This is a genomic window from Streptomyces sp. UG1 (assembly GCF_049974585.1).
GTDB lineage: Bacteria > Actinomycetota > Actinomycetes > Streptomycetales > Streptomycetaceae > Streptomyces.
On record NZ_JBNGGG010000007.1, the window covers coordinates 101086 to 124944 of the forward strand.

Annotated in this window: 18 protein-coding genes and 3 pseudogenes; 15 read left to right on the forward strand and 6 right to left on the reverse strand. The window is 72.3% G+C overall.

Translation table 11 applies throughout. From position 1 onward, the window contains the following. Positions 1–237: 237 nt before the first annotated feature. A complete protein-coding gene (locus ACP4J3_RS10005) occupies positions 238–1182 on the forward strand; it encodes a DUF3048 domain-containing protein (protein ID WP_426532817.1) in 945 nt (314 codons plus the stop codon). Positions 1183–1193: 11 nt separating this feature from the next. Here ACP4J3_RS10005 and ACP4J3_RS10010 read toward each other — a convergent pair whose 3' ends face one another. After that, positions 1194–1658, reverse strand: a complete 465-nt coding sequence (locus tag ACP4J3_RS10010) for a MarR family winged helix-turn-helix transcriptional regulator (protein WP_147993029.1) — start codon at positions 1656–1658, stop codon at positions 1194–1196. A 212-nt stretch (positions 1659–1870) separates the two neighbouring features. On the opposite strand from ACP4J3_RS10010, the gene ACP4J3_RS10015 reads away from it, so the two are divergent. The 8 genes from ACP4J3_RS10015 (at position 1871) to ACP4J3_RS10050 (ending at position 9123) form a co-directional block, all read left to right on the forward strand. Further along, the gene (locus ACP4J3_RS10015) at positions 1871–2626 is read left to right on the forward strand and encodes a CoA transferase subunit A (RefSeq protein ID WP_426532557.1); all 756 of its coding nucleotides are present in this window, start codon (positions 1871–1873) and stop codon (positions 2624–2626) included. Continuing rightward, a complete protein-coding gene (locus tag ACP4J3_RS10020) occupies positions 2626–3270 on the forward strand; it encodes a CoA transferase subunit B (protein ID WP_426532559.1) in 645 nt (214 codons plus the stop codon). The genes ACP4J3_RS10015 and ACP4J3_RS10020 overlap by 1 nt, the downstream gene beginning before the upstream one ends. Then, positions 3267–4469, forward strand: coding sequence for a thiolase family protein (locus ACP4J3_RS10025; protein WP_426532561.1), 1203 nt, complete (start codon positions 3267–3269; stop codon positions 4467–4469). Before ACP4J3_RS10020 ends, ACP4J3_RS10025 begins: the two co-directional genes overlap by 4 nt. Positions 4470–4477: 8 nt before the next feature. Continuing rightward, positions 4478–5251: a protocatechuate 3,4-dioxygenase subunit beta gene (pcaH, locus tag ACP4J3_RS10030; protein WP_426532563.1), complete on the forward strand. Its 774-nt coding sequence runs from the start codon at positions 4478–4480 to the stop codon at positions 5249–5251. A gap of 6 nt (positions 5252–5257) precedes the next feature. After that, positions 5258–5863: a protocatechuate 3,4-dioxygenase subunit alpha gene (gene pcaG, locus ACP4J3_RS10035; RefSeq protein ID WP_426532564.1), complete on the forward strand. Its 606-nt coding sequence runs from the start codon at positions 5258–5260 to the stop codon at positions 5861–5863. Continuing rightward, positions 5860–7158 carry a 3-carboxy-cis,cis-muconate cycloisomerase gene (pcaB, locus tag ACP4J3_RS10040; RefSeq protein ID WP_426532566.1) on the forward strand — a complete coding sequence of 433 codons (1299 nt, stop codon included), beginning with the start codon at positions 5860–5862 and terminating at the stop codon, positions 7156–7158. The genes pcaG and pcaB overlap by 4 nt, the downstream gene beginning before the upstream one ends. After that, complete coding sequence (gene pcaD, locus ACP4J3_RS10045) at positions 7155–8267, forward strand: 3-oxoadipate enol-lactonase (protein WP_426532568.1); 1113 nt, start codon at positions 7155–7157, stop codon at positions 8265–8267. Before pcaB ends, pcaD begins: the two co-directional genes overlap by 4 nt. A 64-nt stretch (positions 8268–8331) precedes the next feature. Next, on the forward strand, positions 8332–9123 hold the full coding sequence (locus tag ACP4J3_RS10050) for an SDR family NAD(P)-dependent oxidoreductase (RefSeq protein ID WP_426532570.1): 792 nt from the start codon (positions 8332–8334) through the stop codon (positions 9121–9123). A 13-nt stretch (positions 9124–9136) separates the two neighbouring features. Here ACP4J3_RS10050 and ACP4J3_RS10055 read toward each other — a convergent pair whose 3' ends face one another. Further along, positions 9137–11812, reverse strand: coding sequence for an ATP-binding protein (locus tag ACP4J3_RS10055; protein WP_426532572.1), 2676 nt, complete (start codon positions 11810–11812; stop codon positions 9137–9139). Positions 11813–12075: 263 nt separating this feature from the next. Between ACP4J3_RS10055 and ACP4J3_RS10060 the strand changes: the two are divergent. The 3 genes and pseudogenes from ACP4J3_RS10060 (at position 12076) to ACP4J3_RS10070 (ending at position 15504) form a co-directional block, all read left to right on the forward strand. Next, positions 12076–13275: pseudogene (locus ACP4J3_RS10060) on the forward strand (MFS transporter). A 4-nt stretch (positions 13276–13279) separates the two neighbouring features. Then, on the forward strand, positions 13280–14434 hold the full coding sequence (locus tag ACP4J3_RS10065) for an anhydro-N-acetylmuramic acid kinase (protein WP_426532574.1): 1155 nt from the start codon (positions 13280–13282) through the stop codon (positions 14432–14434). Positions 14435–14502: 68 nt separating this feature from the next. Next, positions 14503–15504: a DUF2510 domain-containing protein gene (locus tag ACP4J3_RS10070; protein WP_426532576.1), complete on the forward strand. Its 1002-nt coding sequence runs from the start codon at positions 14503–14505 to the stop codon at positions 15502–15504. Between the two features lie 147 nt (positions 15505–15651). On the opposite strand, the gene ACP4J3_RS10075 is transcribed toward ACP4J3_RS10070, so the two are convergent. Continuing rightward, a complete protein-coding gene (locus ACP4J3_RS10075) occupies positions 15652–16266 on the reverse strand; it encodes a TetR/AcrR family transcriptional regulator C-terminal ligand-binding domain-containing protein (RefSeq protein ID WP_426532578.1) in 615 nt (204 codons plus the stop codon). A 234-nt stretch (positions 16267–16500) separates the two neighbouring features. Between ACP4J3_RS10075 and ACP4J3_RS10080 the strand changes: the two genes are divergently transcribed. Next, positions 16501–17319 (forward strand): phosphatase PAP2 family protein, encoded by an 819-nt coding sequence (locus tag ACP4J3_RS10080; protein WP_426532580.1) that lies wholly within the window; start codon positions 16501–16503, stop codon positions 17317–17319. Next, positions 17316–18278: a hypothetical protein gene (locus ACP4J3_RS10085; protein WP_426532582.1), complete on the forward strand. Its 963-nt coding sequence runs from the start codon at positions 17316–17318 to the stop codon at positions 18276–18278. Before ACP4J3_RS10080 ends, ACP4J3_RS10085 begins: the two co-directional genes overlap by 4 nt. Positions 18279–18710: 432 nt before the next feature. On the opposite strand, the gene ACP4J3_RS10090 is transcribed toward ACP4J3_RS10085, so the two are convergent. The 3 genes and pseudogenes from ACP4J3_RS10090 to ACP4J3_RS10100 all read right to left on the reverse strand — a co-directional run bounded on the left by ACP4J3_RS10090 (position 18711) and on the right by ACP4J3_RS10100 (position 22745). Beyond that, positions 18711–19295 (reverse strand): DinB family protein, encoded by a 585-nt coding sequence (locus tag ACP4J3_RS10090; protein WP_426532584.1) that lies wholly within the window; start codon positions 19293–19295, stop codon positions 18711–18713. Further along, a pseudogene (locus ACP4J3_RS10095) lies at positions 19292–20056 on the reverse strand (MFS transporter); the annotation flags it as partial. The gene ACP4J3_RS10090 and the pseudogene ACP4J3_RS10095, both read right to left, overlap by 4 nt. Positions 20057–20693: 637 nt before the next feature. Beyond that, a complete protein-coding gene (locus ACP4J3_RS10100) occupies positions 20694–22745 on the reverse strand; it encodes a phosphocholine-specific phospholipase C (protein WP_426532586.1) in 2052 nt (683 codons plus the stop codon). A 182-nt stretch (positions 22746–22927) separates the two neighbouring features. On the opposite strand from ACP4J3_RS10100, the pseudogene ACP4J3_RS10105 reads away from it, so the two are divergent. After that, a pseudogene (locus ACP4J3_RS10105) lies at positions 22928–23733 on the forward strand (MFS transporter); the annotation flags it as partial. Positions 23734–23859 lie beyond the last annotated feature (126 nt).

A 23859-nucleotide genomic window follows, 5' to 3' on the forward strand; every position in this document is an offset into this window, starting at 1 on the left:
CGGTCCGCCCGGGTACCCCGGCGCCGCGCGCCGAACCACGAGGACGGACCACGGGGTGGGCCGACCGGCTGTCCCTGCGCGGGCCGATCGGCGGATTCGCGAGGACCGTCGGCGCCGATCGGGTATGGGCATCTATGAACTGATAAACACACAATGTGATGACATGAAATAGGTGGGTGGCTGAGGGTGACGACAGTGGGCGGACAACGAGCGGCGCGCACCAGACGCGCCACGACCATGACGGGGCTGCTGGCCGCCGCGCTGGCGGCCGCCCTGGCCGCGGGCTGCACGACGTCCGACGGCCCCCGCGACGACGGCCGTGGGCAGAGCCGTACGTCGCCCGGTGAGAGCGAGACCCGGGCGGCGGGCGGCGCGGCGCTCGCCGTGAAGATCGACAACGCGCGCGCCGCACGGCCCCACACCGGCCTGAACGAGGCGGACATCGTGTACGTCGAGCAGGTCGAGGGCGGGCTGAGCCGGCTGATGGCGGTGTACGCGCAGAAGCTGCCGAAGGTCGTCGGGCCGGTGCGCAGCGCTCGCGAGACCGATCTGCAACTGCTGGCCCAGTTCAACCGGCCGGTGCTCGCCTTCTCCGGGGCACAGAGCAAGCTCCTGCCGCTGATCGACAAGGCCCCCGTGCAGGCGAAGCCGCCCGGCGAGGCGAACAAGGCGTACTTCCGCGGCAAGTACCGGCCCCGGCCGCACAACCTCTATCTGCGGCCCCACCGGCTGATGTCCTCGCCACCGGGCACGTCCGTCCTGACGACCGGCTTCCGCTTCGGCGCCGCCCCGAAGGGCGGCAAGGCCACGGCCTCCCAGACGGTGCGCTACAAGGCGGCCCGGTACACCTTCACCTGGTCCAAGAACCAGGACCGCTGGATGGTCGCGATGGACGGCAAGGCCGCCCGTACGACGGACGGCGAGCGGGTCACGGCGGGCACGGTCGTCGTGCAGTACGTCAAGCTGCGCAAAACCGCGTTCCACGACAAGCTCGGCCACTACACGCCGTTCACCGAGACGGTCGGCTCCGGGAAGGCGCGGGTGCTGCGCGACGGGCTCGCCTACGACGTCAACTGGAAGCGCCCGAAGGCCACGGCCGGCACGACGTTCACGACGAAGGACGGCAAGCGGATGAACTTCCAGCACGGCCAGGTGTGGGTGGTGTTCGCCAAGGCGTCCTGAAAAACGAGCGGTCAGGGCTGTGCGACCAGGGGTTCCGCGGGGTTGCGCAGTCCCTCGGCCGCGTCCGCGACCCGGCGGATCAGATCGAAGAACAGCGTCTGCTCCTCGGCGGAGAGCGGGGCCAGGAAGACCTGGTTCATCCGGGCCGTGCGCACGGTCAGCTTCTTGTGCGTGCGCAGCCCCTCGTCCGTGAGACGCAGCAGGAAGCGGCGCCCGTCCTGAGGGTCGCGGACCTTGTCGAGCAGCCCGCGCCGGCCCAGCCTGCTGATCACCTCGGCGATCGTGGACCGGTCGAGCCCGACGCGCTCCCCCACCGTCCGCTGGTCCAGGCCCGGCTCGGCGACGAGGGTGTTGAGGACGGCGAACTGCGGCGAGGTGATCTCCTCGGAGACCATCGTGTTCCACAGCAGGTAGTGCGCCTGCTGGAGCCGCCGGGCCAGATGCCCGGGGTGGGTGGTGAGGTCCACGGCGGCCATGCGCGCTCCCCTGGTCTCGTATTCGTCGGTGCACTGAACAATACCCGTCCATGGCGCGCATGTCTGTGGCGCACACGGTCGAACCGACTTCGCGTTTATCAAGGCCTTGACGGTTTCCCGCTCCGGTGGCAGCGTGAGGAGGGATCTCGCAGAAATACTCAGTGCCCTGACTAATCAGGTGCTGAGGGCTCGGAAGAGATGGGGCTTCTCGGATGGACAAGGTGGTCGCCACGGCCCTTCAGGCGGTGGCCGATGTCGGCGACGGCGCGTCGCTCGCGGTGGGTGGCTTCGGGCTGAGCGGTGTGCCGAACGTACTGATCCAGGCTTTGTACGAGCGTGGCGTGTCCGAACTGTCGGTCGTCTCCAACAACTGCGGGGCGCTGGAGTCCGGGCTCGCCGTCCTGCTGGCGGCCGGCCGGATCGCCCGGGTGACCGGCTCCTACATCGGCGCCAACAAGGAGTTCGCCCGCCAGTACCTGGCCGGGGAGCTGGAGGTCGAGATGATCCCGCAGGGCACCCTCGCCGAGCGGCTGCGGGCCGGCGGTGCGGGGATCCCCGCGTTCTACACCCCGGCCGGCGTGGGCACCCAGGTCGCCGAGGGCGGGCTGCCCTGGCGCTACGACGGCTCCGGCGGGGTCGCGCTGGCCTCGCCGCCGAAGGAGGTGCGGGAGTTCGACGGCACCGAGTACGTGCTGGAGCGCGGCATTCGCACCGACTTCGCGCTGGTGCGGGCCGCGAAGGGCGACCGGCACGGGAATCTGGTGTTCAACAAGTCCTCCCGGAACTTCAACCCGTTGGCCGCGATGGCCGGGCGGGTGACGATCGCCGAGGTCGAGGAACTGGTCGAACCGGGCGAGATCGGTCCGGACGCGGTGCATCTGCCGGGGATCTTCGTGCAGCGCGTGGTCGCGCTGACTCCGGAGCAGGCGGCCGACAAGAACATCGAGAAGCGAACGGTGAGCGTCTGATGGCCTGGACACGCGAGGAGATGGCCGCGCGTGCGGCACGCGAGCTGGAGGACGGGCAGTACGTCAATCTCGGCATCGGCCTGCCGACGCTGATCCCGAACTACCTCCCGCAGGGCGTGGAGGTGATCCTGGAGTCCGAGAACGGCATCCTGGGCACCGGCCCCTACCCCACCGAGGACCAGGTCGACCCGGACCTGATCAACGCGGGCAAGGAGACCGTGACCGTCCTGCCGGGCGCCTCCTTCTTCGACTCGGCGCTGTCGTTCTCGATGATCCGCGGCGGCCACATCGATGTCGCCGTGCTCGGCGCGATGCAGGTCTCGGCCGGGGGCGACCTGGCGAACTGGGCCATCCCCGGCAAGATGATCACCGGCATCGGCGGCGCGATGGACCTCGTCCACGGCGCCCGCACGGTCATCGTCGTGATGACCCACACCGCCAAGGACGGCTCGGCGAAGATCCTCACCGAGTGCGCGCTGCCGCTGACCGGCAAGGCGTGCGTGAACCGGATCATCACCGACCTCGGCGTCCTGGACGTCACCGCGGACGGGCTGCTGCTCGTCGAGACCGCGCCCGGTGTGAGCGCCGACGAGATCATCGCCAAGACCGACGCCAAGGTGACCGTCGCGGAGGGCCTGCTGTGAACACCGTCTACCTCGTCGACGCGGTCCGCACCCCGATCGGCCGCTACAGCGGCGGCCTCGCGGGCGTGCGCCCGGACGACCTGGCCGCCCACGCCATCCGTGAACTGATCGGCCGTACGCCCGACTTGGACCCGTCCCGGATCAAGGACGTGTACTTCGGCAACGCCAACGGCGCCGGCGAGGAGAACCGCAACGTCGGCCGCATGGCCGCGCTGCTCGCCGGCCTGCCCACCTCCGTGCCCGGCGTGGCGGTCAACCGGCTGTGCGCCTCCGGCCTCGAGGCGGTCATCCAGGCGGCCCGCGCCATCGCCGTCGGGGACGCCTCCATCGCCGTGGCCGGCGGGGTGGAGTCGATGACGCGGGCGCCGTATGTGCTGCCCAAGTCCGACAAGCCGTTCCCGGCCGGGCACGCCGAGCTGTACTCGACCACTCTGGGCTGGCGCATGGTCAACCCGCGGATGGAACCGCAGTGGACCATCGCGCTGGGCGAGTCCGCCGAACTCATCGCCGACAAGCACAAGATCAGCCGTGAGCAGCAGGACGAGTACGCGCTGGCCTCCCACCAGAAGGCGGCCGCAGCCCAACGACAAGGCTTGTTCGACGCCGAGCTCGCCCCCGTGTCGATCCCGCAACGCAAGGGCGAACCGGTCCTCTTCGCCGCCGACGAATGCGTGCGGCCGGACGCCTCCCTGGCCGCCATGGCCAAGCTCAAGCCGTCGTTCCGCAAGGAGAACGGCACGGTCACGGCCGGAAACGCCTCCCCGCTCAACGACGGCGCCGCCGCCCTGCTGCTGACCGACGAGGAGGGCCTGAAGGCCACCGGCCGCGAGCCCCTCGCCCGGATCTCCGCGACCGGCGTCAACGCGCTCGACCCGCACTACTTCGGACTCGCCCCCGTCGAGGCCGTCAACCGGGCACTGGCCAAGGGCGGCAAGACCTTCGCCGACCTGGACGTGCTGGAGCTGAACGAGGCCTTCGCCGCCCAGGTGCTGGGCTGTGTCGCCGAATGGCCCGAGTTCGACCCGGCGGTCCTCAACCCGCAAGGGGGCGCCATCGCCCTCGGCCACCCCTTGGGCGCCTCCGGTGCCCGTCTCGCCGGCACGGTCGCCCACCAGCTCGCCCGCAAGGGCGGCGGAGTCGGCGTCGCCACCCTCTGCATCGGCGTGGGCCAGGGCCTCGCCCTCGTCCTCGAACGGTAGGAACCCCCATGACTCTCACCCAGCACGACATCGACCTCGAGATCGCCGCCGAGCACGAGGCCTACGCCAAGCGCGTCGCCGAAGGCGCCCCCGTCGAACACCAACCCCGCCGCGACTACGCCCCGTACCGCTCCTCCGTCCTGCGCCACCCCAAGCAGCCGCTCGTGTCCATCGACGTCAGCAAGGACCCGGAGCTGGTGGAGCTGCACTCCCCCGCCTTCGGCGAGCGGGACGTCACCGAGATCGACAACGACCTCACCCGGCAGCACACCGGAGAGCCGATCGGCGAGCGCATCACCGTGGAGGGGCGGCTCCTCGACCGTGACGGCCGCCCGATCCGCGGTCAGCTCATCGAGATCTGGCAGGCGAACTCGGCGGGCCGCTACGCCCACCAGCGCGAGCAGCACGACGCCCCGCTGGACCCGAACTTCACCGGCGTCGGCCGCACCCTGACCGACGACAGCGGCCGCTACCGCTTCACCACCGTCCAGCCGGGCCCCTACCCCTGGCGCCAGCACGTCAACGCCTGGCGGCCGGCGCACATCCACTTCTCGCTGTTCGGCACGGCGTTCACCCAGCGGCTCGTGACGCAGATGTACTTCCCGAACGACCCGCTGTTCCCGTACGACCCGATCATCCAGTCGGTGACGGACGACTCCGCCCGTCAGCGGCTGGTGGCGACGTACGACCACAGCCTGTCGGTGCCGGAGTTCTCCATGGGCTACCACTGGGACATCGTGCTCGACGGGCCGCACGCCACCTGGATCGAAGAAGGGCGCTGACCTGCCATGACGAAGATCGACACGAGCCGCCCGGAGACGGTCCTCCCCACTCCGTCGCACACGGTGGGCCCCTTCTACGGCCACGCCCTGCCCTTCCCCGGCGGCGGCGACATCGCGCCCCTCGGCCACCCGGACACGATCGCGCTGCAGGGCTACGTTCTCGACGGCGACGGCAACCCGCTCCCCGACGCCTTCGTGGAACTGTGGGCCGCCGACCCGGACGGCCGGGTCCCGCAGGTCGACGGCTCGATGCGGCGCGACCCGGCCAGCGGCGGCTTCCTGGGCCGCAACGGCGTGGAGTTCACCGGCTGGGGCCGGATCCAGACGGATGCCAACGGCCACTGGTCCGCGCGAACGCTGCGGCCCGGGGCGCGCGGGCGGAGCGCGCCGTACCTCAGCGTGTGCGTGTTCGCGCGCGGGCTGCTGGTGCACCTGTTCACCCGGATCTATCTGCCGAGCGACGAGGCCGCGCTGGCCGCCGACCCGCTGCTCGCCTCGCTGGACGAGGCGCGCCGCGCCACGCTGATCGCCGCGGACCAGGGCCGTGCCGCATACCGTTTCGACATCCGCCTTCAGGGCGAAGGCGAGACGGTCTTCCTGGAGTTCGAGTGACTTCTGTCGATCCCGACGACACCGGCCTGCTCGCCCCCGGGTGGGCAGGCTCCCCCGCCGCGACCGCGACGAGCGACGCCGCCTTCCTGCGGGCGCTGCTCGACGCGGAGGTCGCGCTGACCCGGGCCCAGTGGGCGCTCGGCCTCGCCCCGGCCGAGGCGGCGAGGGCGGTGACCGACGCGGCCGACACCCACCCGTTCGACGTACGGTCCCTCGCCGGGCGCGCCCGCGCCGGCGGCAACCCGGTCATCCCCCTGGTCGCCGACCTGACGAAGGCGGTCGGCGACGAGTACGGCCCCTATGTCCACCGGGGCGCGACCAGCCAGGACATCATGGACACGGCGACGATGCTGGTCACCGCGCGCACGCTCGAGCTGGTCCTCGGCGACCTCGGCCGTACGCAGGGGGCGCTGGCCCGGCTGGCCGCCGAGCACCGCGACACCGCGCTGCCGGGGCGGACCCTCACCCAGCACGCCGTACCGACGACGTTCGGGCTGAAGGCGGCCGGGTGGCGGGCGCTGGTGCTGGACGCACGGGACCGGGTGACGGCCGTACGGGACTCGCTGCCCGCCCAACTCGGGGGCGCGGCGGGGACACTGGCGGCGTTCGGGGCCTACGGCGCGAGTGACCCGGTCGAGCTTCCGGTGGCGTATGCTCGCGAACTCGGCCTGCGGACCCCCGAGTTGCCTTGGCACACGCTGCGGACCCCGGTCGCCGATCTCGCCGGGTGTCTGGCGTTCACGGCGGGTGCGCTCGGCAAGGTGGCCGTCGACGTGCTCACGCTCTCCCGCACCGAGATCGCGGAGGTGGCGGAGGGCAGCGGCGGGGGCTCGTCCGCGATGCCGCACAAGTCCAATCCGGTACGGTCCACCCTCATCGCCTCCGCCGCGCGGCGGGCGCCTCAGCTCGCGGCCACACTGTACGGGTCGCTGGCGGCGGAGGACGAGCGGCCCGCCGGGGCCTGGCATGCCGAGTGGGAGCCGCTCCGGGAGCTGCTGCGGCTGGTCGGCGGGGCCGCCCGGGACGCCGTCGAGCTGGCCGAGGGGCTGCGGGTACGCCCCGATGTCATGCGCGAACACCTGGATCTCACCCGTGGGCTGATCATCTCCGAGCGGCTGTCCGCCGAGCTGGCCCCGGTGCTGGGCCGGGCCCGCGCCAAGGAGCTGCTCACCCGGCTGGCGTCCGAGGGCCGGCCGCTCGCCGAGGCGCCCGAACTGGCGGACGTCGACCTCGACCCCACCCACTACACCGGCTCCGCCGGAGCCCTCACCGACCGTGCTCTGGAGCGACGTTGAACCTCCTCAACCACCGTGCCGAAGGGCCCACTTCCGCGCCGCCGCTGCTGCTCGGACCCTCGCTCGGCACCTCGTACGCCCTGTGGGACAAGGTCGCGCCCGAGCTGTCGATCACGCATCGGGTGGTCCGCTGGGATCTGCCGGGGCACGGCGGGTCGGCGGCCGATCTGATCGAGGAGGGCGCGACGGTCGGCGACCTCGCCCGTCTGGTCCTCGCGCTCGCCGACTCGCTCGGCATCGAGCGGTTCGGCTACGCGGGTGTCTCGCTCGGCGGCGCGGTCGGCCTGTACCTCGCCGTGCACCACCCGGAGCGGGTCGGCTCGCTTGCGGTGATCTGTTCGTCGGCGCACTTCAACGGATCCAAGCCGTGGCAGGAGCGGGCCGCGCTGGTGCGCCGCGAGGGGCTGGCGGGGCTCGCCGAGAACGCGCCCGCCCGCTGGTTCACCTCCGGGTTCACCGTGCCGGAGCTGGTCCAGGACCACCGGGACGCCGATCCGGCCGCGTACGCCGCCTGCTGTGACGCGCTCGCCGCCTTCGACCTGCGCGATCGGCTCACCGAGATCTCCTCGCCGACGCTGCTGATCGCCGGGCGGGAGGACCCCGCGACCCCGCCTGCGCATCTGCGGGAGATCGCGGACGCCGTGCCGGGCGCCGCGCTGGTCGAGATCCCGGGGGCCTCGCATCTGGCGCCGGCACAGTGCCCGCAGGCGGTGCTCACGGCGCTGCGGGCGCACTTCGGTGAGAGTGCGAAGCGGGGCATGGAGGTGCGGCGCGAGGTGCTCGGCGATGCGCATGTGGACCGGGCGCAGGCCCGGCAGACGGCCTTCACCGCGCGCTTCCAGGACTTCATCTCGCGCTATGCGTGGGGCGAGATCTGGACCGACCCGACGCTCAGCCGCCGCGAGCGCAGCATGATCACCCTCACGGCGCTGGTCGCGCACGGCCACTACGACGAGCTGGCCATGCACATCCGGGCGGCCCGCCGCAACGGGCTCACCGCGGACGAGATCGGCGCCGTACTGCTCCAGACGGCCGTGTACTGCGGGGTCCCGGCGGCGAACTCGGCGTTCGCGACGGCCCAGCGGGTGCTCGCGGAAGAGGAAGGGTGACCCCGGCGGTCGCAGGCACAGCAGTAGCTCGCACATGCCTCCACGTCGTGCCTACGGTGGAGGCATGTCCACGATTCTGATCACCGGCGCCACCTCGGGGCTCGGCCGCCACGTCGCATTCGAGCTGGTGCGGTCCGGGCATCGCGTGCTCGCGCACGGGCGGGACGCGGGCCGTACCGAGCGGCTCGTGGCGGAGCTGCGGGCCGAGGGCGAGGCCGAGGGGTTCGTGGCGGATCTGGCCTCGCTGGACCAGGTCCGGGAGCTGGCGGCGCATGTCGCCGGGGCGCATCCCGAGCTGGATGTGCTCGTCAACAACGCGGGGGTGGGTTTCGGTGCGCCCGACGCGGGCCGTGAACTCAGCGTCGACGGGCATGAACTGCGCCTGGCGGTCAACTACTTGGCGCCGGTCGCGCTGACCCGCGCACTGCTTCCCGTGCTGCGCGCGAACGCGCCCGCGCGGATCGTGAACGTCGGCTCGGCCGGCCAGGAACCCCTCGACTTCGACGACCCCGAGCTGACCCGCGGCTACAGCGGTGTCTCGGCGTACCGGCGCGCCAAGTTCGCGCTCGCCGCGCACACGTTCACCCTGGCCGAGGAGCTGACCGGCACCGGCGTCTCGGTGAACGTCCTGCATCCGGCCACCTTCATGGACACGGCGATGGTCCGCGAGGGCGACATCACGCCCTGGAACACGGTCGCCGACGGCGCCCCCGGCGTCCTGGCCCTGGCCACCCGGGACCTGGGCACGGGCCGGTACTTCGACGGCACGCGCCCGGCGCGGGCGCACGAGGCCGCGTACGACCCCGAGGTACGCAAGCGGCTGTCGGCGGTGACCGATCAGTTGCTGTCCCTGTGAGGGAGGGACTGCTTCACACCACGCCCGCAGCCAGTGCCGTCTCCGCCCGGAGCACCAGCCCGTCCGCGCCGCACGTCTGCGCCAGCGCGATCCCCCGGCGCAGTTCCGCGGCGGAGCGGGCGGCGATGCCGTATTCGATGCGGGCCGCGGCGTGTTCGTACTGGCAGGGCGAGGCCTCCAGATAGGCGACGGCCTGCTCGGCGAGGCGTACCGCGCGCTGGCCGGTCTCCAGGGCAGCCGCGCAGCGCAGGGCCTCGCCGATGGCGGTGTCGGTGCCCAGGCGCTCGGCGTGCCGGCGGGCCTCGGTGGCGAGCCGGGCGGCGCGTGCCGGGTCCGCGTTCGCCAGGGCCCGGGTGAGGTCGACGGCCCAGGGGACGAGCACCGGGTTGTGGTGGCCGCGCACGGCCGCCGCCTTCTCAGCGGCCTCCAGTTCGTTGATGCCGTCCTCGGTGTGGCCGACGGCGAGCAGCAGGCGGCCGCGGACCGAGCGCGGGTCCGGCAGGACGATGGTGGACGGGTAGGGCGGGGCGAAGCCGTACTGCTCGGCGATCTGCCAGGCCTGATCGACATGGCCGCGGGCGAGCAGCGTGTCGACGAGGTTGCAGGTGGCGGACCAGTGCAGGGGCAGCCGGCGGCCGACGCGCTCGGCGAGCGCCAGCGACTTGCGCAGGGAGGCCTCCGCCTCGCGCAGCCGTCCGCGCCTGCGCAGGCCGAGTCCGACGTAGGCGTGGGCCAGGGCGAGGTGGCCGCCGCTCCAGCCGGCGGACTCGTACGCGCGCAGCGCCTCGTTGTAGAGGGCCTCGGCGCGGTCGAGCCGGTCGGTGTAGGCGTAGGCGCTGGCCAGCATCATCGGCAGCTCGATGCCCCACTCCGGGTCGGTCCAGCCGAGTCCGGGGGCGAGGCGGCCGTTGACGAGGGAGCGGTCGCACAGCTCGGCGACCTCCTCGGCGCTCTCGCCGCGGGCCATGGCGTCGAAGCCGCGCAGGATGAGCAGGGCGCGCTCGGGGTTGTCGCGGCCGGTGCAGGTCCTGGCGAGTTCGGCGAGGCGTGCGGAGCGTCCGGGGGAGGTCGCCTCGCCCGCGTGGATGCCCTCCCACATGAACTGCACCGCCTGGAGCCGCAGCTTGGCGGGTCCGGCCGGGTGCCGGGCGGCCTCCGCCTCGACCGTGCGGACGGCCTCCTCCAACTGGTCGTTGTGGAGCAGGGCCTGGGAGAGGCGGCAGACGGCGTCGACGCGTTCGTCGCCCACCAGGCCGGGCATGGCGAGGGCGGTCTGGAGGTGGTCGATGGTGGTGGCGGGCGCGGTCAGGAGGGTGGCGCGGCCGAGTTCGTGCAGCACACGGGGGTGGACGTCGGGCAGCGGGGGTTCCAGAAGCGCACGTTCCAGGCAGCGGCGGGCCGCGTCGGGGGCGCCGACGGCGAGGTGTTCGCGGGCGGCCTCGCGCAGTTGCTCGACGAGTTCCTCGTCGTCGTCCGGGTGCACCTCGAGGAGGTGGCGGGCGGCGACCGCGGCGCCGTGGCCGTGGTCGGTGACGACGCGGGCGGCGATGCCGTGCATCGCGGTGCGCAGGGCGTCGGGGATGGAGTTGTAGACGGCGGTGGCGATCAGCGGATGCACGAACTGCAGCTCGCCGCCGTCCGGCCTGCCGCCCGCCGGGTCGGACTCGGTGAGGATGCGGGCGGTGCGCAGGAGTTCGGCGCAGCGCACCGCCTCGTCGGGGCTCATGGTGGCGAGTTCGGCGACCAGGTCGACGCAGATGCCGGTGCCGAGTATGGCGGCCGCCCAGGCGAACCGGGTGGCCTCGATGCCGAGGGTCTCCAGGCGGGCGACGAGGCCGCCGCCGCGTGCCGCGCGGTTCAGGGCGCGCAGCTCGCCGGCCGCGGCCTCGGTCGGTTCGTACTCGCTGTCGTGCACCTTGGCGAGGAGTTCGACGGTCTCGTACGGGTTGCCGCCGGTGACGGCCCAGACCTCGCGGCAGAACGGGGCGTCGGCGTGCGGGCCGAGGGTGGCGCGGGTGAGGCCCGCGGTGGCCTGTGGGGTGAGGGCGCTCAGGGTGGCGACGGAGGAGCCGGCGGCGGCGACCGCGTCGAGGTGGCGGGCGCCGTCGCCGGCGGTCTCGCCGGGGCGGCGGGCCACCATGACCAGGACGCTCTGCTCGGCGAGGCGTTCGGCGAACGCGGCGAGCCAGCGCAGGGTCTCCTGGTCGGCCCAGTGGGCGTCGTCGACGAGCAGCACCAGCGGCCAGTCGCGCCGGGCCAGCCGGCGCACGGCGGCGACCAGGCCGTCGCACACGCCCTGCGGGTCGGCCTGGCGCTCGCCCGGCTCGGTGATGCCGAGGGCGGGGCCGGCGATGTCGTACCAGTCGCCTAGGTACTCGCGCGCCTCTTCCGGCATCAGCGACAGCAGTGCGGGCTGCAGCAACTGCCGTACCACGTTGAAGGGGACCGAGCTGAGGGTCTCGCTGCCGCGGGCGGACCACACGGTGCAGCCGCGGGCCTCGGCGATACGGCGGGTCTCGGCCAGCAGCGCGGTCTTGCCGAGTCCGGCCTCGCCGCGGACCACCAGGAGGCTGCCCGAGGAGGACTCGTCGGCGCACAGGGCGTCGAGGGCGCGCTCGACCGCGGCGAGTTCCTCGTCGCGTTCCCAGAGGGAGGCCGAGGCGCCCGGCGTCGGCCGTACCTGCGTCATCCCGCTACCTCCCCGCTTCGCCCAGATGACGTACCGACCCCGAGCGTAGCCGTCCGACCGACTGAGTGCAGGCCGGTCGGGGCAGCTCTTGCCGTGACGGGTGACGGGGAGTGCGCGCGGGCGACGCGCAGGGGTCGCGACCTGCTTCAGAGGAATTGACTGGCGGTCAAGAACCGGTGGTCGAAGCGACGTTCAGGCCGCCAGCTAGCCATGGACGGCACCGAGCCCGCCAGCAGGGTCCGGCCGATCGGTCTCGCAGGGCCCTGCTGGCGGGCTCTGTAGGGAATCTCATCGATTGGCCTCCTCCTCCCGCCCAGACGGGAGCATTCCAACCCGGTGGGGTTGAGGTTCACGGACGCTCGACCGCTGGTGGGATGTCGTCCCTCAGGCAGGCCCTGCCACGACGCCCCTGACGGGGTGTTGGCAATCTACCACTGAGCGTGAGCGCCCGTGTGCTGATCCTGGTGATCACGCTGATGACCGGGGCGACGACACTGATCGGCGCGCTGCCGACGTACGCCACGGTCGGGGCGCTCGCGCCGTGGCTGCTGACGTTGCTGCGGGTGCTCCAAGGGCTGTCGGCGGGCCGGGAGTTCGGGGGCGCGGTGTCGGTGATGACCGAGTTCGCGCCGGCCGGGCGACGCGGGCTTTACGGGTCCTGGCAGTCGTTCACCGTGGCGCTGGGGCTGCTGGGCGGCGCGGGGGCGGCGGCGCTGCTGGCGACCGTGCTGAGCGAGGAGCAACTGGGCGACTGGGGCTGGCGGTTGCCGTTCCTGCTGACGCTGCCCTTGGGGCTGGGTGCGCTGCGGCTGCGGCTGCGGCTGCGGCTGGACGAGACGCCGGCGTTCCGTCAGGAGGCGCGGGCCGAGCGGCCGCCCGCGCGTGTGGTGGCGGGGGCGATCGCGCTGGGTGCCGGGCGGATCATGGGGTGGGCGGCGGCCGGATACACGTTCCTGGTGGTGCTGCCGTCGTATCTCCAGTCCTCGCTGGACGCGACCTTCCAGCAGGCGCTGATCGCCACCGTGCCGGCCAATCTGGGGTTCGCGATGACGATCGTGTCGGCGGGGTGGCTCAGCGACCGGTTCGGGCGGCGGTCGGTGATGCTGACGGGGGCGGTGTCGGTGGTGGTGCTCGCGGTGCCGCTGCTCAACCTTCTGCAGGATCCGGGCGTTTCCCTCACCGTGAAAGGTGCGGCCGTGTGGGGCGCGGGCGCCGTGGTGGGGCTGATGGCGGGGCCGGGTCCGGCGATGCTCGCGGAGCTGTTCCCGACGAACGTGCGCTATACGGGGCTGGGACTCGCCTACGCCTTGTCGAATGCGGTGTTCTCGGGCTGTGCCGGGCTCATCATCACGGAGACGATCGAGCGGACGGGGAGCGTGGACATCCCCGCGTACTACGCGGCGGCGACGTGCGCGGTGAGTGTCCTCGCGCTGGCAAGGCGTCCGGGAGGAAGGGCGAGGTGATCGGATGCGGGTGATCGGTCTGATGTCGGGCACGTCGTACGACGCCATCGACGCCGGCGCCGCCGACCTGAGCCTCGTCGGCGACAGCCTCGTGCTCAGGCCGCTGGGGCTGGTGAGCGAGGCGTACGACGAGGCGCTGCGGGAGGCGCTCACGGCGGCGCTGCCGCCCGGGACGACCTCGATGGCGGAGGTGTGCCGGCTGGACACCCGGATCGGGCGGGCCTTCGCGGCGGTGGCCGTCCGGGCGGACCGTGACCTGTGCGGCGGGCGGGCGGAGTTGATCGCCTCGCACGGGCAGACCGTTCACCACTGGGCCGAGGACGGCCAGGTGCACGGCACGCTCCAGCTCGGGCAGCCCGCCTGGATCGCCGAGGCGACCGGGCTGCCCGTGGTCGCCGACTTCCGCCCGCGCGACATCGCCGCCGGCGGGCAGGGCGCACCCCTGGTCAGCCTGGTCGACGTGCTGTGGCTGCGCGGCCGGCCGGGCACGCCGGTCGCCCTCAACCTCGGCGGCATCGCCAACCTCACCGCGCCCGACGGCACCGCCTTCGACACCGGGCCGGGCTGCGCGCTGATCGACGCCGCGGCGCGGGGGTTCAGCGGCGGAGAGCTGTCGTACGACGTCGACGGGGCGCTGGCCGGTCGCGGCACCGTCCACGAGCCGCTGTTGGACAGGTTGCTGGAGGAGCCGTACTACGCGCTGCCCGCGCCGAAGACGACCGGCAAGGAGCTGTTCCACCTCGGCCATCTGCGGGACGCGCTGGCCGGGGTCGGCACCCTGCCCGCCGAGGACGTGGTGGCCACGCTGACCATGCTCACGGCACGCACGGTCGCCGACGCGGTGCGCGCGCTGGGCGCGAGCGAGGTGATCGCCTCGGGCGGCGGGACGCGCAACCCCGTGCTGATGGCGATGCTGGGGCAGCGGCTGCCCGGGGTGGCGCTGCGCACCTCCGACGCGTTGGGGCTGCCGTCGGCCGCGAAGGAGGCGTACGCCTTCGCCGTGCTGGGGTTCCTGACCGCGCACGGGCTGCCGGGCACCGTGCCGACGGCCACGGGCGCCCGGGAGGCACGCGTGCTCGGTTCGATCACGCCGGGCCGGGACGGGTTGCGGCTTCCGCCGCCCGCCGGGGAGCGGCCGGTGCGGCTCGTCCTGGAATGAGGGCTTGTGGAAGCCCCGGAGGGGGTTCCTCTCATCCGGCTTTCACCGACACCTCATACGGTGAGTACATGACGCAGGTGACTCCTCCCGGCTGGTACCCCGACCCCGGCCGCAAAAGTGACGGTCCGCCCACCGAGCGCTGGTGGGACGGCGAGGCATGGACGGACCAGGTCCGGCCCGTGGGGTCGGCCGACGTACCGGGCCCTCCGGAGCAGCCGCCGGCCGACGGCGGCCCCTCGGCCCCTCCGGTGTATCCGGTGCACCCGGGCTATCCCGGCCAGGTGCAGTCGGGCGGGCGGCGTGGCCTGCGCACCGGCATAGCCATAGGCGTGGCCGCGGTCGTCCTCGCGAGCATCGGCGTGGGCGTGTTCGCGCTCACCGCCGACGACGGCTCCAGCAACGTCGGCTCCCAGCAGGGCCCCGGCGGCCGGGGCGGATCCGGCGGCCAGGGCGGTGACGGGGGCGGCCAGGGCGGTCCGGGCGGCGGCGACGGCGGTTCCGGCGGCCAGTCGCCCGCGCCCGAGGGGTCCGAGCCGCCGAAGGTGGACAGCGGCTCGGTGAGCGACCCGGTGAACGGGATCAGCATCCCCATCCCGGACGGCTGGTACGGCCGGCAGCTCACCGTGGGCGCGCAGGTGGCGTCGGACGAGACGTACAAGTGCCCCGCCGACACCTCCCAGGAGTGCATGAAGGGCGGCGCCTACTCGGCGCCCGCACTGGTGCACGGCGCCAAGGACGACACGGCCGAGGAGGTCGCCAAGGCGGACATCGAGGCGAACGCCGAGGAGTCGTACGGCAAGGGGTACGGCGAGATCACCTCGCACGAGGTGCTGGCCTCCACGGCGGTGACCGTGGCCGGGCAGAAGGGCTACCTGGTGCGCTGGAAGGCGGTCACCAGCGAGGGAACCGACGGCTACGTCGAGTCGCTCGCCTTCCCCTCCCCCGTCAACGAGCGGCAGATGGTCCTGGTCCGCCTCGGCGTCGACGTCACGGAGGGACAGTCGGTCCTCGACGAGATCGCCAAGGGCATCAAGGTGTCCACCGGCGGCGGCAACGGCCGCGACATCTGACGCACCCCGGGAACGATGCGGCCGGGTGGGGCGCCCCTCCGCTCAAGGGGAACCCCACCCGGCCGGGGGGTGCGCGCCGCCCCCGTCCCCACGGTGCGGCGCGGAACAGGTCACCGTCCAGTCATCCCGTGGACGGCGGCCTGAGTCTCAGGTGAGGCCGAGCGCCGGCAGCACGGCGGCCTCCACGAACCGGACGATGTACTCCGGGTCGGCGTCCTCGCCCTCCAGCATGGGACGGGCCCGCAGCACGCCGAAGATCTGGGCGGGGATGTACTCCAGCGCCGGATGGCCGGCGGCGACCTCCCCGCGCTCGACGCCGCGCCGGAGGATCTCCCGCAGCGCGTCGAGCTCGGGCTCGATGAGCGCCTCGTGCAGGGCCCGCTTCAACTCCGGGTCCTCCATCAGGGCATGCCCGAGCGCCTGCAGCAGCCGGGTGTCCTTGGACGACCACGCCCCGGCGGCGCGGGCGGCCTCGCGCAGGTCCCCGGCGAGCGAGCCGGTGTCGATGCCGTCGAAGCGGGTCTGCCGGCTGGCGCGCAGGGCGGCCGCCACGAACTGCGGCTTGGTCCGCCACTGCCGGTAGAGCGTGGCCTTGCTGCACCGGGCGCTGGCGGCGACGCCCTCCATGGTGACGGAGTCGTAGCCGCACGCGCGGACCTGTTCGAGCACGGCGTCGAAGAACTCCTGCTCACGCTCGGGCGTGATCTTGGAGCGGCGCGAGGCGGCGACCGTCTCCGGTCCGTCCGCGGCCTGCGACGTCATCGGCTCGCCTCCTCGCTCGAATGCGACGCCCCGCCGTCTGCGGAGGCGCGCTTTCCAGTGTGTCGTACGTCTATCGAAACGCCACTGTACCGGAACGCTGACGTATCGGTACAGTGGCGTATCGGTACATCCGCGTTTCGGTACGTGGCCGTACCGATGAGTTCGCCGAGCCCGAGGAGTCAGCACCTCGACAAGCTCAGCCGGCATCACCAACGTGAGCGAAAGGGCCGGGGGATGAATGGCCGCACCGAGCCTTCCGAGGCGGAGACCGCGATAGCGCGGCCTCCGCTCGTTCGAGAGCTCCTGCTCGTCGCAGGGCTCTTCCTCGTCTACAAGTTCGGCCGCCAACTGGCCACGGGCCACACCGCCGAGGCCTTCCGCAACGCGGACCGCGTGTGGGATCTGGAACGGGCCGTCCGACTGCCCGGCGAGGGCTCGGTACAGCACCTGCTGCTGCACAACGACACGCTCGTGCACCTCGCGAACACCTACTACGCGACCGTCCACTTCCCGGCCACGGCGGCCTTCCTGATCTGGCTGTATCTGCGGCGCCCCGCGCACTACGTCTGGGCCCGCCGCGTCCTCGCCGCCGTCACCGCGGCCGCCCTGGTGGTGCATCTGGCGTTCCCGCTCGCCCCGCCGCGCATGTCGGCCGCGACCGGGCTGATCGACACCGGGCGGGTGTACGGCCCCTCCGTCTACGGCCCGCCCCAGACCGACCACCTCTCGAACCAGTTCGCGGCGATGCCGTCGCTGCACTTCGGCTGGGCCCTGATGGTCGCGATCGGCCTGATCGTGGCCACTCGCTCCCGCCTGCGCCGGCTGTGGCTGCTGCATCCGCTGCTGACCCTGCTGGTCATCGTGGGCACGGCCAACCACTACTGGCTCGACGCGATCGTGGCGACGGCCATGCTCGGCATCGCCCTGGTGGTGATCAGCCTGCCCCGGCGCACGGCGACGGCCACCGGACGCGGCGCCGGGAAGCTCGTGCCGACGGCCCTGGACGAGGAAGCGGTCGACGAGGAATCCGTACTCGTGGGAGCGGCCCGATGAACGCCACCGTCCTCGCCGTCGTCCTGTCCCTGGTCTCCGCCGTGGCCTACGCCGCCGCGGCCGTCGCCCAGGAGCGGCTGGCCGCCCGCGCCCCGGGCTCGGGCCTGCTGCGGCTGCTGGGCTCCGGCGCCTGGTGGGGTTCGGTCCTGCTGAACGGCTCCGGCGCGCTGCTGCACGTCGTGGCCCTGAAGTACGGCCCGCTGACCGTGGTGCAGCCGCTCGGGGCGCTCACCCTGGTGGCCGCGGTGCCGCTGGGCGCGCGTATCGCGGGGCGCCGGGTCAGCGCGGTCGAGTGGCGCGGTACGGCGCTGACGCTGACCGGCCTGGCCGCGATCCTCGTCACGGCGTCCGGGCCGGCACCCGAGCGGGTCCTGAGCACGCCCGAGGCACTGGCGGTCGCGGCGGTGACGGTGGCCCTGATCGGCATGCTGGCGCGGCCGGGCGCCCGGCCGGGGCTGCGGCACGCGACCGCGTCCGGCTTCGCCTCCGGTGCCGCCTCGGCGCTCACGCAGACGGTGACGGTGGCCGCGACGGACGGTTCCGCCCCGCTGCTCAGCCTCCAGGTGATCGGGGTGGCGCTGCTGGTCGCGGCCCTCGCGGCGAGCGGGCTGCTGCTGTCCCAGACCGCCTACCGGGCCGGGCTCGGCGCGCCGCTCGCGGTGGTGACGCTGGCCAACCCGATGGCGGCCGCGGCGATCGGCCTGGTCCTGCTCGGCGAGCGTCTGCAGGGCGGCCCGGCGGGCATCCTCCTGGCGCTGGCCGGGGCGGGACTGGCGTCGTGGGGGGTGGTGCTGCTCAGCAGGGCCACACCGGGGCCGGTCCCGGCCGCCCCGGCCGACCTCGCGGCGGACGAGGAGCACCCCGTCGCCGCCGTCCTGGCCCTGGAACCCGAGTCGGCGGCCCAGGAACCGGCGCTGGTGCCCCGGCAGCCGGAGCCGGGGCACCTCACCGCGCTCTGAGCGGCGCCGCGACCCGGAGCGCTCCACTCGGGGCCAGGAGCTGTCCGGGCGATCATGTGACTGCCCCGTGCCCGGGTCGCTGTTGCGAGGGTGAGGCGGGGCGATCCGACGGATGCCGAGTGGGAACGGTTGCGGCCGTTCCCACCGGCGGGCAATGGACGTTGTGGCTGGTGGCGGGATCACCGGCAGGGGCAGGGCAAGGGCAGGTTCTCATCAGCACGCGGTCGGCGCCCGGACCGGACCGCCGCAGTCCCGGGCCGCGGCCACTCGCCACCGCGGCTCTGCTCATCCGGCTCCGAAGTTGAGCCGCTACCTCACAAAGGGATCGGCCGGTACGTCAGAACCTGATCGACTACCTCGTCACCCGAAAGCTCCCGCTCCGGCGGCCAGAAGATCAAGTCGCCGACATATCAGGCTGCTTGATAGGTCCGACTAAGCCTTGAGTGATGCGGCCGACCTGGCGGCCTGCTCGATCTTCGCGCAGTAGGCTGCACGGGCTTCCTCGTCGATCTGCTGCTCGTTTTCGGCGCGCACCCCGGTCCGGCCGTCAAGGCCCTCGCGCAGGATATCGGCGTGCCCGGCATGCCGGACGGACTCGCCGAGGACATGGACCATGACGGCGAACAGGTTCGTGTTGGGACAAGGCTCCGGCCACCACGGCACGTGGCCGGGGGCGTCGAGGGGAAGCTCGTTGATCGTCGCGTCCGAGTGTTCCCACGTGCGCCGGTAGAACCCGATGATCTGATCGCGGGTCTCGTCCTCGGTCGCCCACAGATCGCCGCCGTTGTAGTCCTGCCACCGGGGCAGCGGTTCCGGGGAAGGGCGGTCGAAGACCTCGCCGAAGTACCTGGCCTCGACGGTGGCCACGTGTTTGACCAGGCCGAGGAGGTTGGTCCCGGTCGCCGTCAAAGGTCGGCGGGCGTCGTATTCGGACAAGCCGTCGAGTTTCCAGAGCAGCGCCTCGCGGTCCCGCCGCAGTCTCCGGTGCAGGTTGTCCTTCGCGAATTCATCGATCATGCGGCATGGACCCTACACGCATGCCGGACCGGGGAGGTGGGCGGATGCCAGGTGAGAATCCAGCCGGCGGTAAGCACCGCCGCGCCGCCTGCCAGGGCGATGGCGCCGCCCGTTCCGACGCCTGCGGCCACCGAGCCGAAGCAGGCCGACCCGACGCCCTGCAGCGTCATGCTGCCGGAGCCGAGCAGACCGAAGGCCTGGCCCTGGCCATCGTGCGGCAGGGCGTCCAGGAACGGCCGTTGCAGGCCGAGACCGTAAGCCAATCCGAAGCCGCGCAGCAGCAGACAGGACGAGACGCCCACTCCGGGCTCGGTGGCGAAGCCGACGAGCGGCAGTCCCTCAGCGCAATCAACGGGACTACCAGTCGCTCCCGGGTGGGTGGCCGTAGCAGTCGACCCACCAGCAGGTCACCGACAAGCATGCCGACCGGCAGACAGCCCATCAGCACCGCGCACCAGCCGGGCGCGAAGTGGCGTCCTCCCGCGTAGGCGACGATCAGACCTTCCGCGCCCGCCACGAACGCCGGCGGTAGCCACTGGGCCAGCATCAGTCGTCGTACCGTGTGTCCGCGCAGCAGGCCGGCACCGTGCAGGCTTGCCCGGACGGCCCCGCCATCGCCCCGAGCGCTGCCGGGTGTGTCGCCGGACTCTCCCAGCTCCAGCCTGGGTAGCCGGATGCGGATGGCGAGGGCGCAGCCGAGGGTAGAGGGCGGCGCTCACCGCGAGCGCCCGGCGCGGGCCGAGTACCGTGATTGCGCAGCCGAGGGTGAGGAAGGCCCGGTGGATGTCGGCGCGGATTTCCCAGCGGATACGCAGTCGGCGGAACCGGCGCAGAAGTGCGAAGGCCGCTTCGACGGCCCAGCGGTTCTTGCCCAGGCCGCTTCCGTGCCCGGTGCCGCGCCGGGCGATGAGCGTGCGGATGCCCGGCTCACGGACCTGGCGGTGGTGGACGTTGTGGTCGTGACCGCGGTCGGCGTAGAGGACGTCGAGGCGCTGACGGGATCGTCCGCGCTTGCCGCGGATGGAGGGGGGCGGTACGGCGTGGATCAGGCACCCTGGCTCACCTCGTCAGCCGGTGCGCCGTGTGCTGGAGCTGCTTCTCGGCGCAGAGCAGATGGCGGCCGCCGACACATCGGGTGGGAGCCGGCCGCACATCGGGCAGACAGCTCTCGTCGTAGTGGACGCGGGCGCCGGGCCACCTCCACCAGCCGGGTGAGCAGGCTCTGCCACATGTCCCAGTCGATCTCGCCCGCGGCGTCGGCCGAGGCCTGGACCTGCCCCTGCCCTGCCCCTGCCCTGCCGGTGATCCCGCCACCGGCCGCAACGTCCCTTGCACACCGGCGGGAACGGCCGCAGCCGTTCCCACTCGGCATCCGTCAGATCGCCCGGACCACAGCTCCTAGTCGGTGATGATCGCCGGGTCGCTCACACCCGGCCGTCCGGTCTCCACGCGTCCGGCGAACCGCCGCAGGAACGCCGGGTCGGCCTCGGAGGTGACGGTCAGGTCGTACCAGCGCCGGCTCGACGCCAGGTCGACCGTGCGGCGCACGGTGGCGCCGGGCCGTACGGTCACCGTCGTGGGACGTCCGCCGTACCCGTCGGCGACCTTGAGACGGACGCTCGTCGTTCCCCTGTTGGTGAAGGTCAGCTCGATGTCGTCGCCCTTGTGCCGGGCGGTGACCTCGGGGCCGGCCGCCTTGTTCGAGCCCTTGAACCAGCGCACGAAGCCGGACGGGCCGTGCACGGTCAGGTCGTACGAGCCGTTCGAGTACGCGCTGTTCCACGTGTCCGCCAGGGACTTGCCGGCCTCGGTGGTGTACATCCAGGGGCCGTCGGTCCGGTTGCCGGACGTGACGTGGAAGGCGGCGCCGGCCTTGGCACCGGAGGCGAAGGCGAGCGTGAACCTGCCGGCCGCCGAGTCGACGGAACCGTCCACGTACGGGGCGTACTTGAGCGGCCGGGAGGGCCGCAGACCGCGCTCCTGCCCGGGCATGTCGGGGTCGGCCGGCGGCGTCGGCCGGTAGTCGGGGTGCCGCTCGCGGTCCGGCGGCTCGTACTCGTCCGTCCCCGGCAGCGCGGCCGGGCGGCTGTCCTTGCGGGAGAAGTCGAAGGCCGAGGTCAGGTCGCCGCAGATGGCGCGGCGCCAGGGAGAGATGTTGGTCTCCTCGACGCCGAAGCGGCGCTCCATGAACTGGAGGATCGAGGTGTGGTCGAGGGTCTCGGAGCAGACGTATCCGCCCTTGCTCCACGGCGAGACGACCAGCATCGGCACCCGCGGGCCGAGGCCGTAGGGACCGGCCGGTTGCTTGCTGTCGCCCGGGTAGAGGTCGAGGGAGACGTCGACCGTGGACTTGCCCTGGGAGGCGTCCTTCGGCGGCAGCGGCGGCACCACGTGGTCGAAGAAGCCGTCGTTCTCGTCGTAGGTGATGAACAGGGCCGTCTTCGACCAGACCTCCGGGTTGCAGGTGAGGGCGTCCAGAACCTCGGCGATGTACCAGGCGCCGTAGTTCGAGGGCCAGTTGGAGTGCTCGGTGAAGGCCTCGGGGGCGGCGATCCAGGAGATCTGCGGCAGCTTGCCGGCCTTGACGTCGGCGCGCAGCCGGTCGAAGTAGCCGTCGCCGTTCTTGACGTCGGTGCCGGTGCGGGCCTTGTCGAACCAGGGGTCGCCGGGCTCGGCACCCCGGTACTTGTTGAAGTACAGCAGCGAGTTGTCGCCGTAGTTGCCGCGGTAGGCGTCCTCGATCCAGCCCCAGGAGCCGGCCGCGTCGAGGCCGTCGCCGATGTCCTGGTAGATCTTCCAGGAGATACCGGCCTGCTCCAGGCGCTCGGGATACGTGGTCCAGCCGTAGCCCAGCTCGTCGTTGCCGAGGACCGGGCCGCCGCCGGTGCCGTCGTTGCCGGTGTAACCCGACCACATGTAGTAGCGGTTGGGATCGGTGCCGCCGATGAACGAGCAGTGGTAGGCGTCGCAGATGGTGAAGGCGTCGGCGAGGGCGTAGTGGAAGGGGATGTCCTCACGGGTCAGGTACGCCATGGTCGTGGTGCCCTTGGCGGGGATCCACCGGTCGTACTTGCCGCCGTTGTAGGCGGCCTGGCCGTCCGGCCAACTGTGCGGAAGGCCCTCCAGGAACTGCATGCCGAGGTCGTCGGCGTCCGGGTGGAACGGCAGGATGTCCCTGCTGCCGTTCGACTGGTGCCAGTTCGACTTGCCGTTGTCCAGCTTCACCGGGCGCGGGTCGCCGAAGCCGCGGACCCCGCGCAGCTTGCCGAAGTAGTGATCGAAGGAACGGTTCTCCTGCATCAGGACGACGATGTGCTCGACGTCCTCGATCGACCCGGTGCGGTGGTTCGCCGGGAGTGCGGCGGCCCGCTGGATGCTGCTCGACAGGGTCGCGAACGCCGTTGTCGCGCCCGCGAGTTGAAGGAATCTGCGCCGGTTGACGTCGGGCATGAGTGAGGGACCTCTTCCCCTGGAGGGTGTTTTGACCGGCCGTTGGCGACTGCTTGGTGATTGTTTGGTGACTGAATGCGCGCGAAAGGAGTGTTCCAGGAGCACCAAACGTCAGGGAAGGGTCCGGTGGCGCTCGTGTGAAAGTCGTCGGTACGCGAGGTGTGCCGGGCCCGAGGCAGGAGATGGTCGCGATCATGACAGAGACGACGCGCACGGATTCCCCGCCGACCTCACGGCCCGTACGCCAGCTCCTCGCCGCCTGAAGTCGTCAACGCCGTGGAGTGGTACGACTGGTACGCCTACACCTTCCTCGCCACCTACATCGCGGCCGAGGTCTTCCCCAAGAGCGCGGACAACTCCCTGGTGCCGCTGCTGTCGACGTTCGCGTTCTTCGAGGTGGGCGGGCTAGCCTGCCCCCGACGTACGAGACGGCAGGCATCCTCGCGCCGATGATCCTGGTCCTGGCCCGCCTCCTTCAAGGCCTGTCCGTGGGCGGCGAGTTCGCGGCGTCGACGACCTTCCTGGTGGAGTGGGCGGGGCCGGGCCGGCGCGGGCTGTTCTCCAGCTTCCAGTACGTGTCGACGACCGCCGGGCAGTTGGTCGCCTCGGGTATCGCGACGCTGCTGGTGGACACGCTGAGCGACGGGCGGATGAACGGCTGGACCGGCGGGTGCCGTTCGTCCCCGGCGCCGTCCTCAGCCTGGTCGGCTTCTGGATCCGCCAGGGCGCGGCAGAGACCAGAAGCGCCGAGCAGCGACAGGCCCCACGCCCCGGCCTGCTGGAGGCACTGCGCCGCCACCCTCGCCAGTCCCTGCTGATCTGCGGCATCACCGCGGGCGGCACGGTCGCGTACTACACCTGGACGTCATACCTGCCGACGTACGCCGAACTCAACGCCGGCATCGAGAAGTCCGACGCCTTGCTGGCGGGCACGATCTCACCGGCCTTCTTCGCCCTGCTCCAGCCCCTCGGCGGCCTCCTCTCCGACCTCCCCCACGAGCGACGACGCATGGCGATGGAAGGCCCGCCGGTAGTGCGACGTCTGTCGGCGTTCGAAGGAGATCTGGCGCCCCAGCGCCGGCCCAGATCCGTGTCGTCGCCGACGCGATCGATG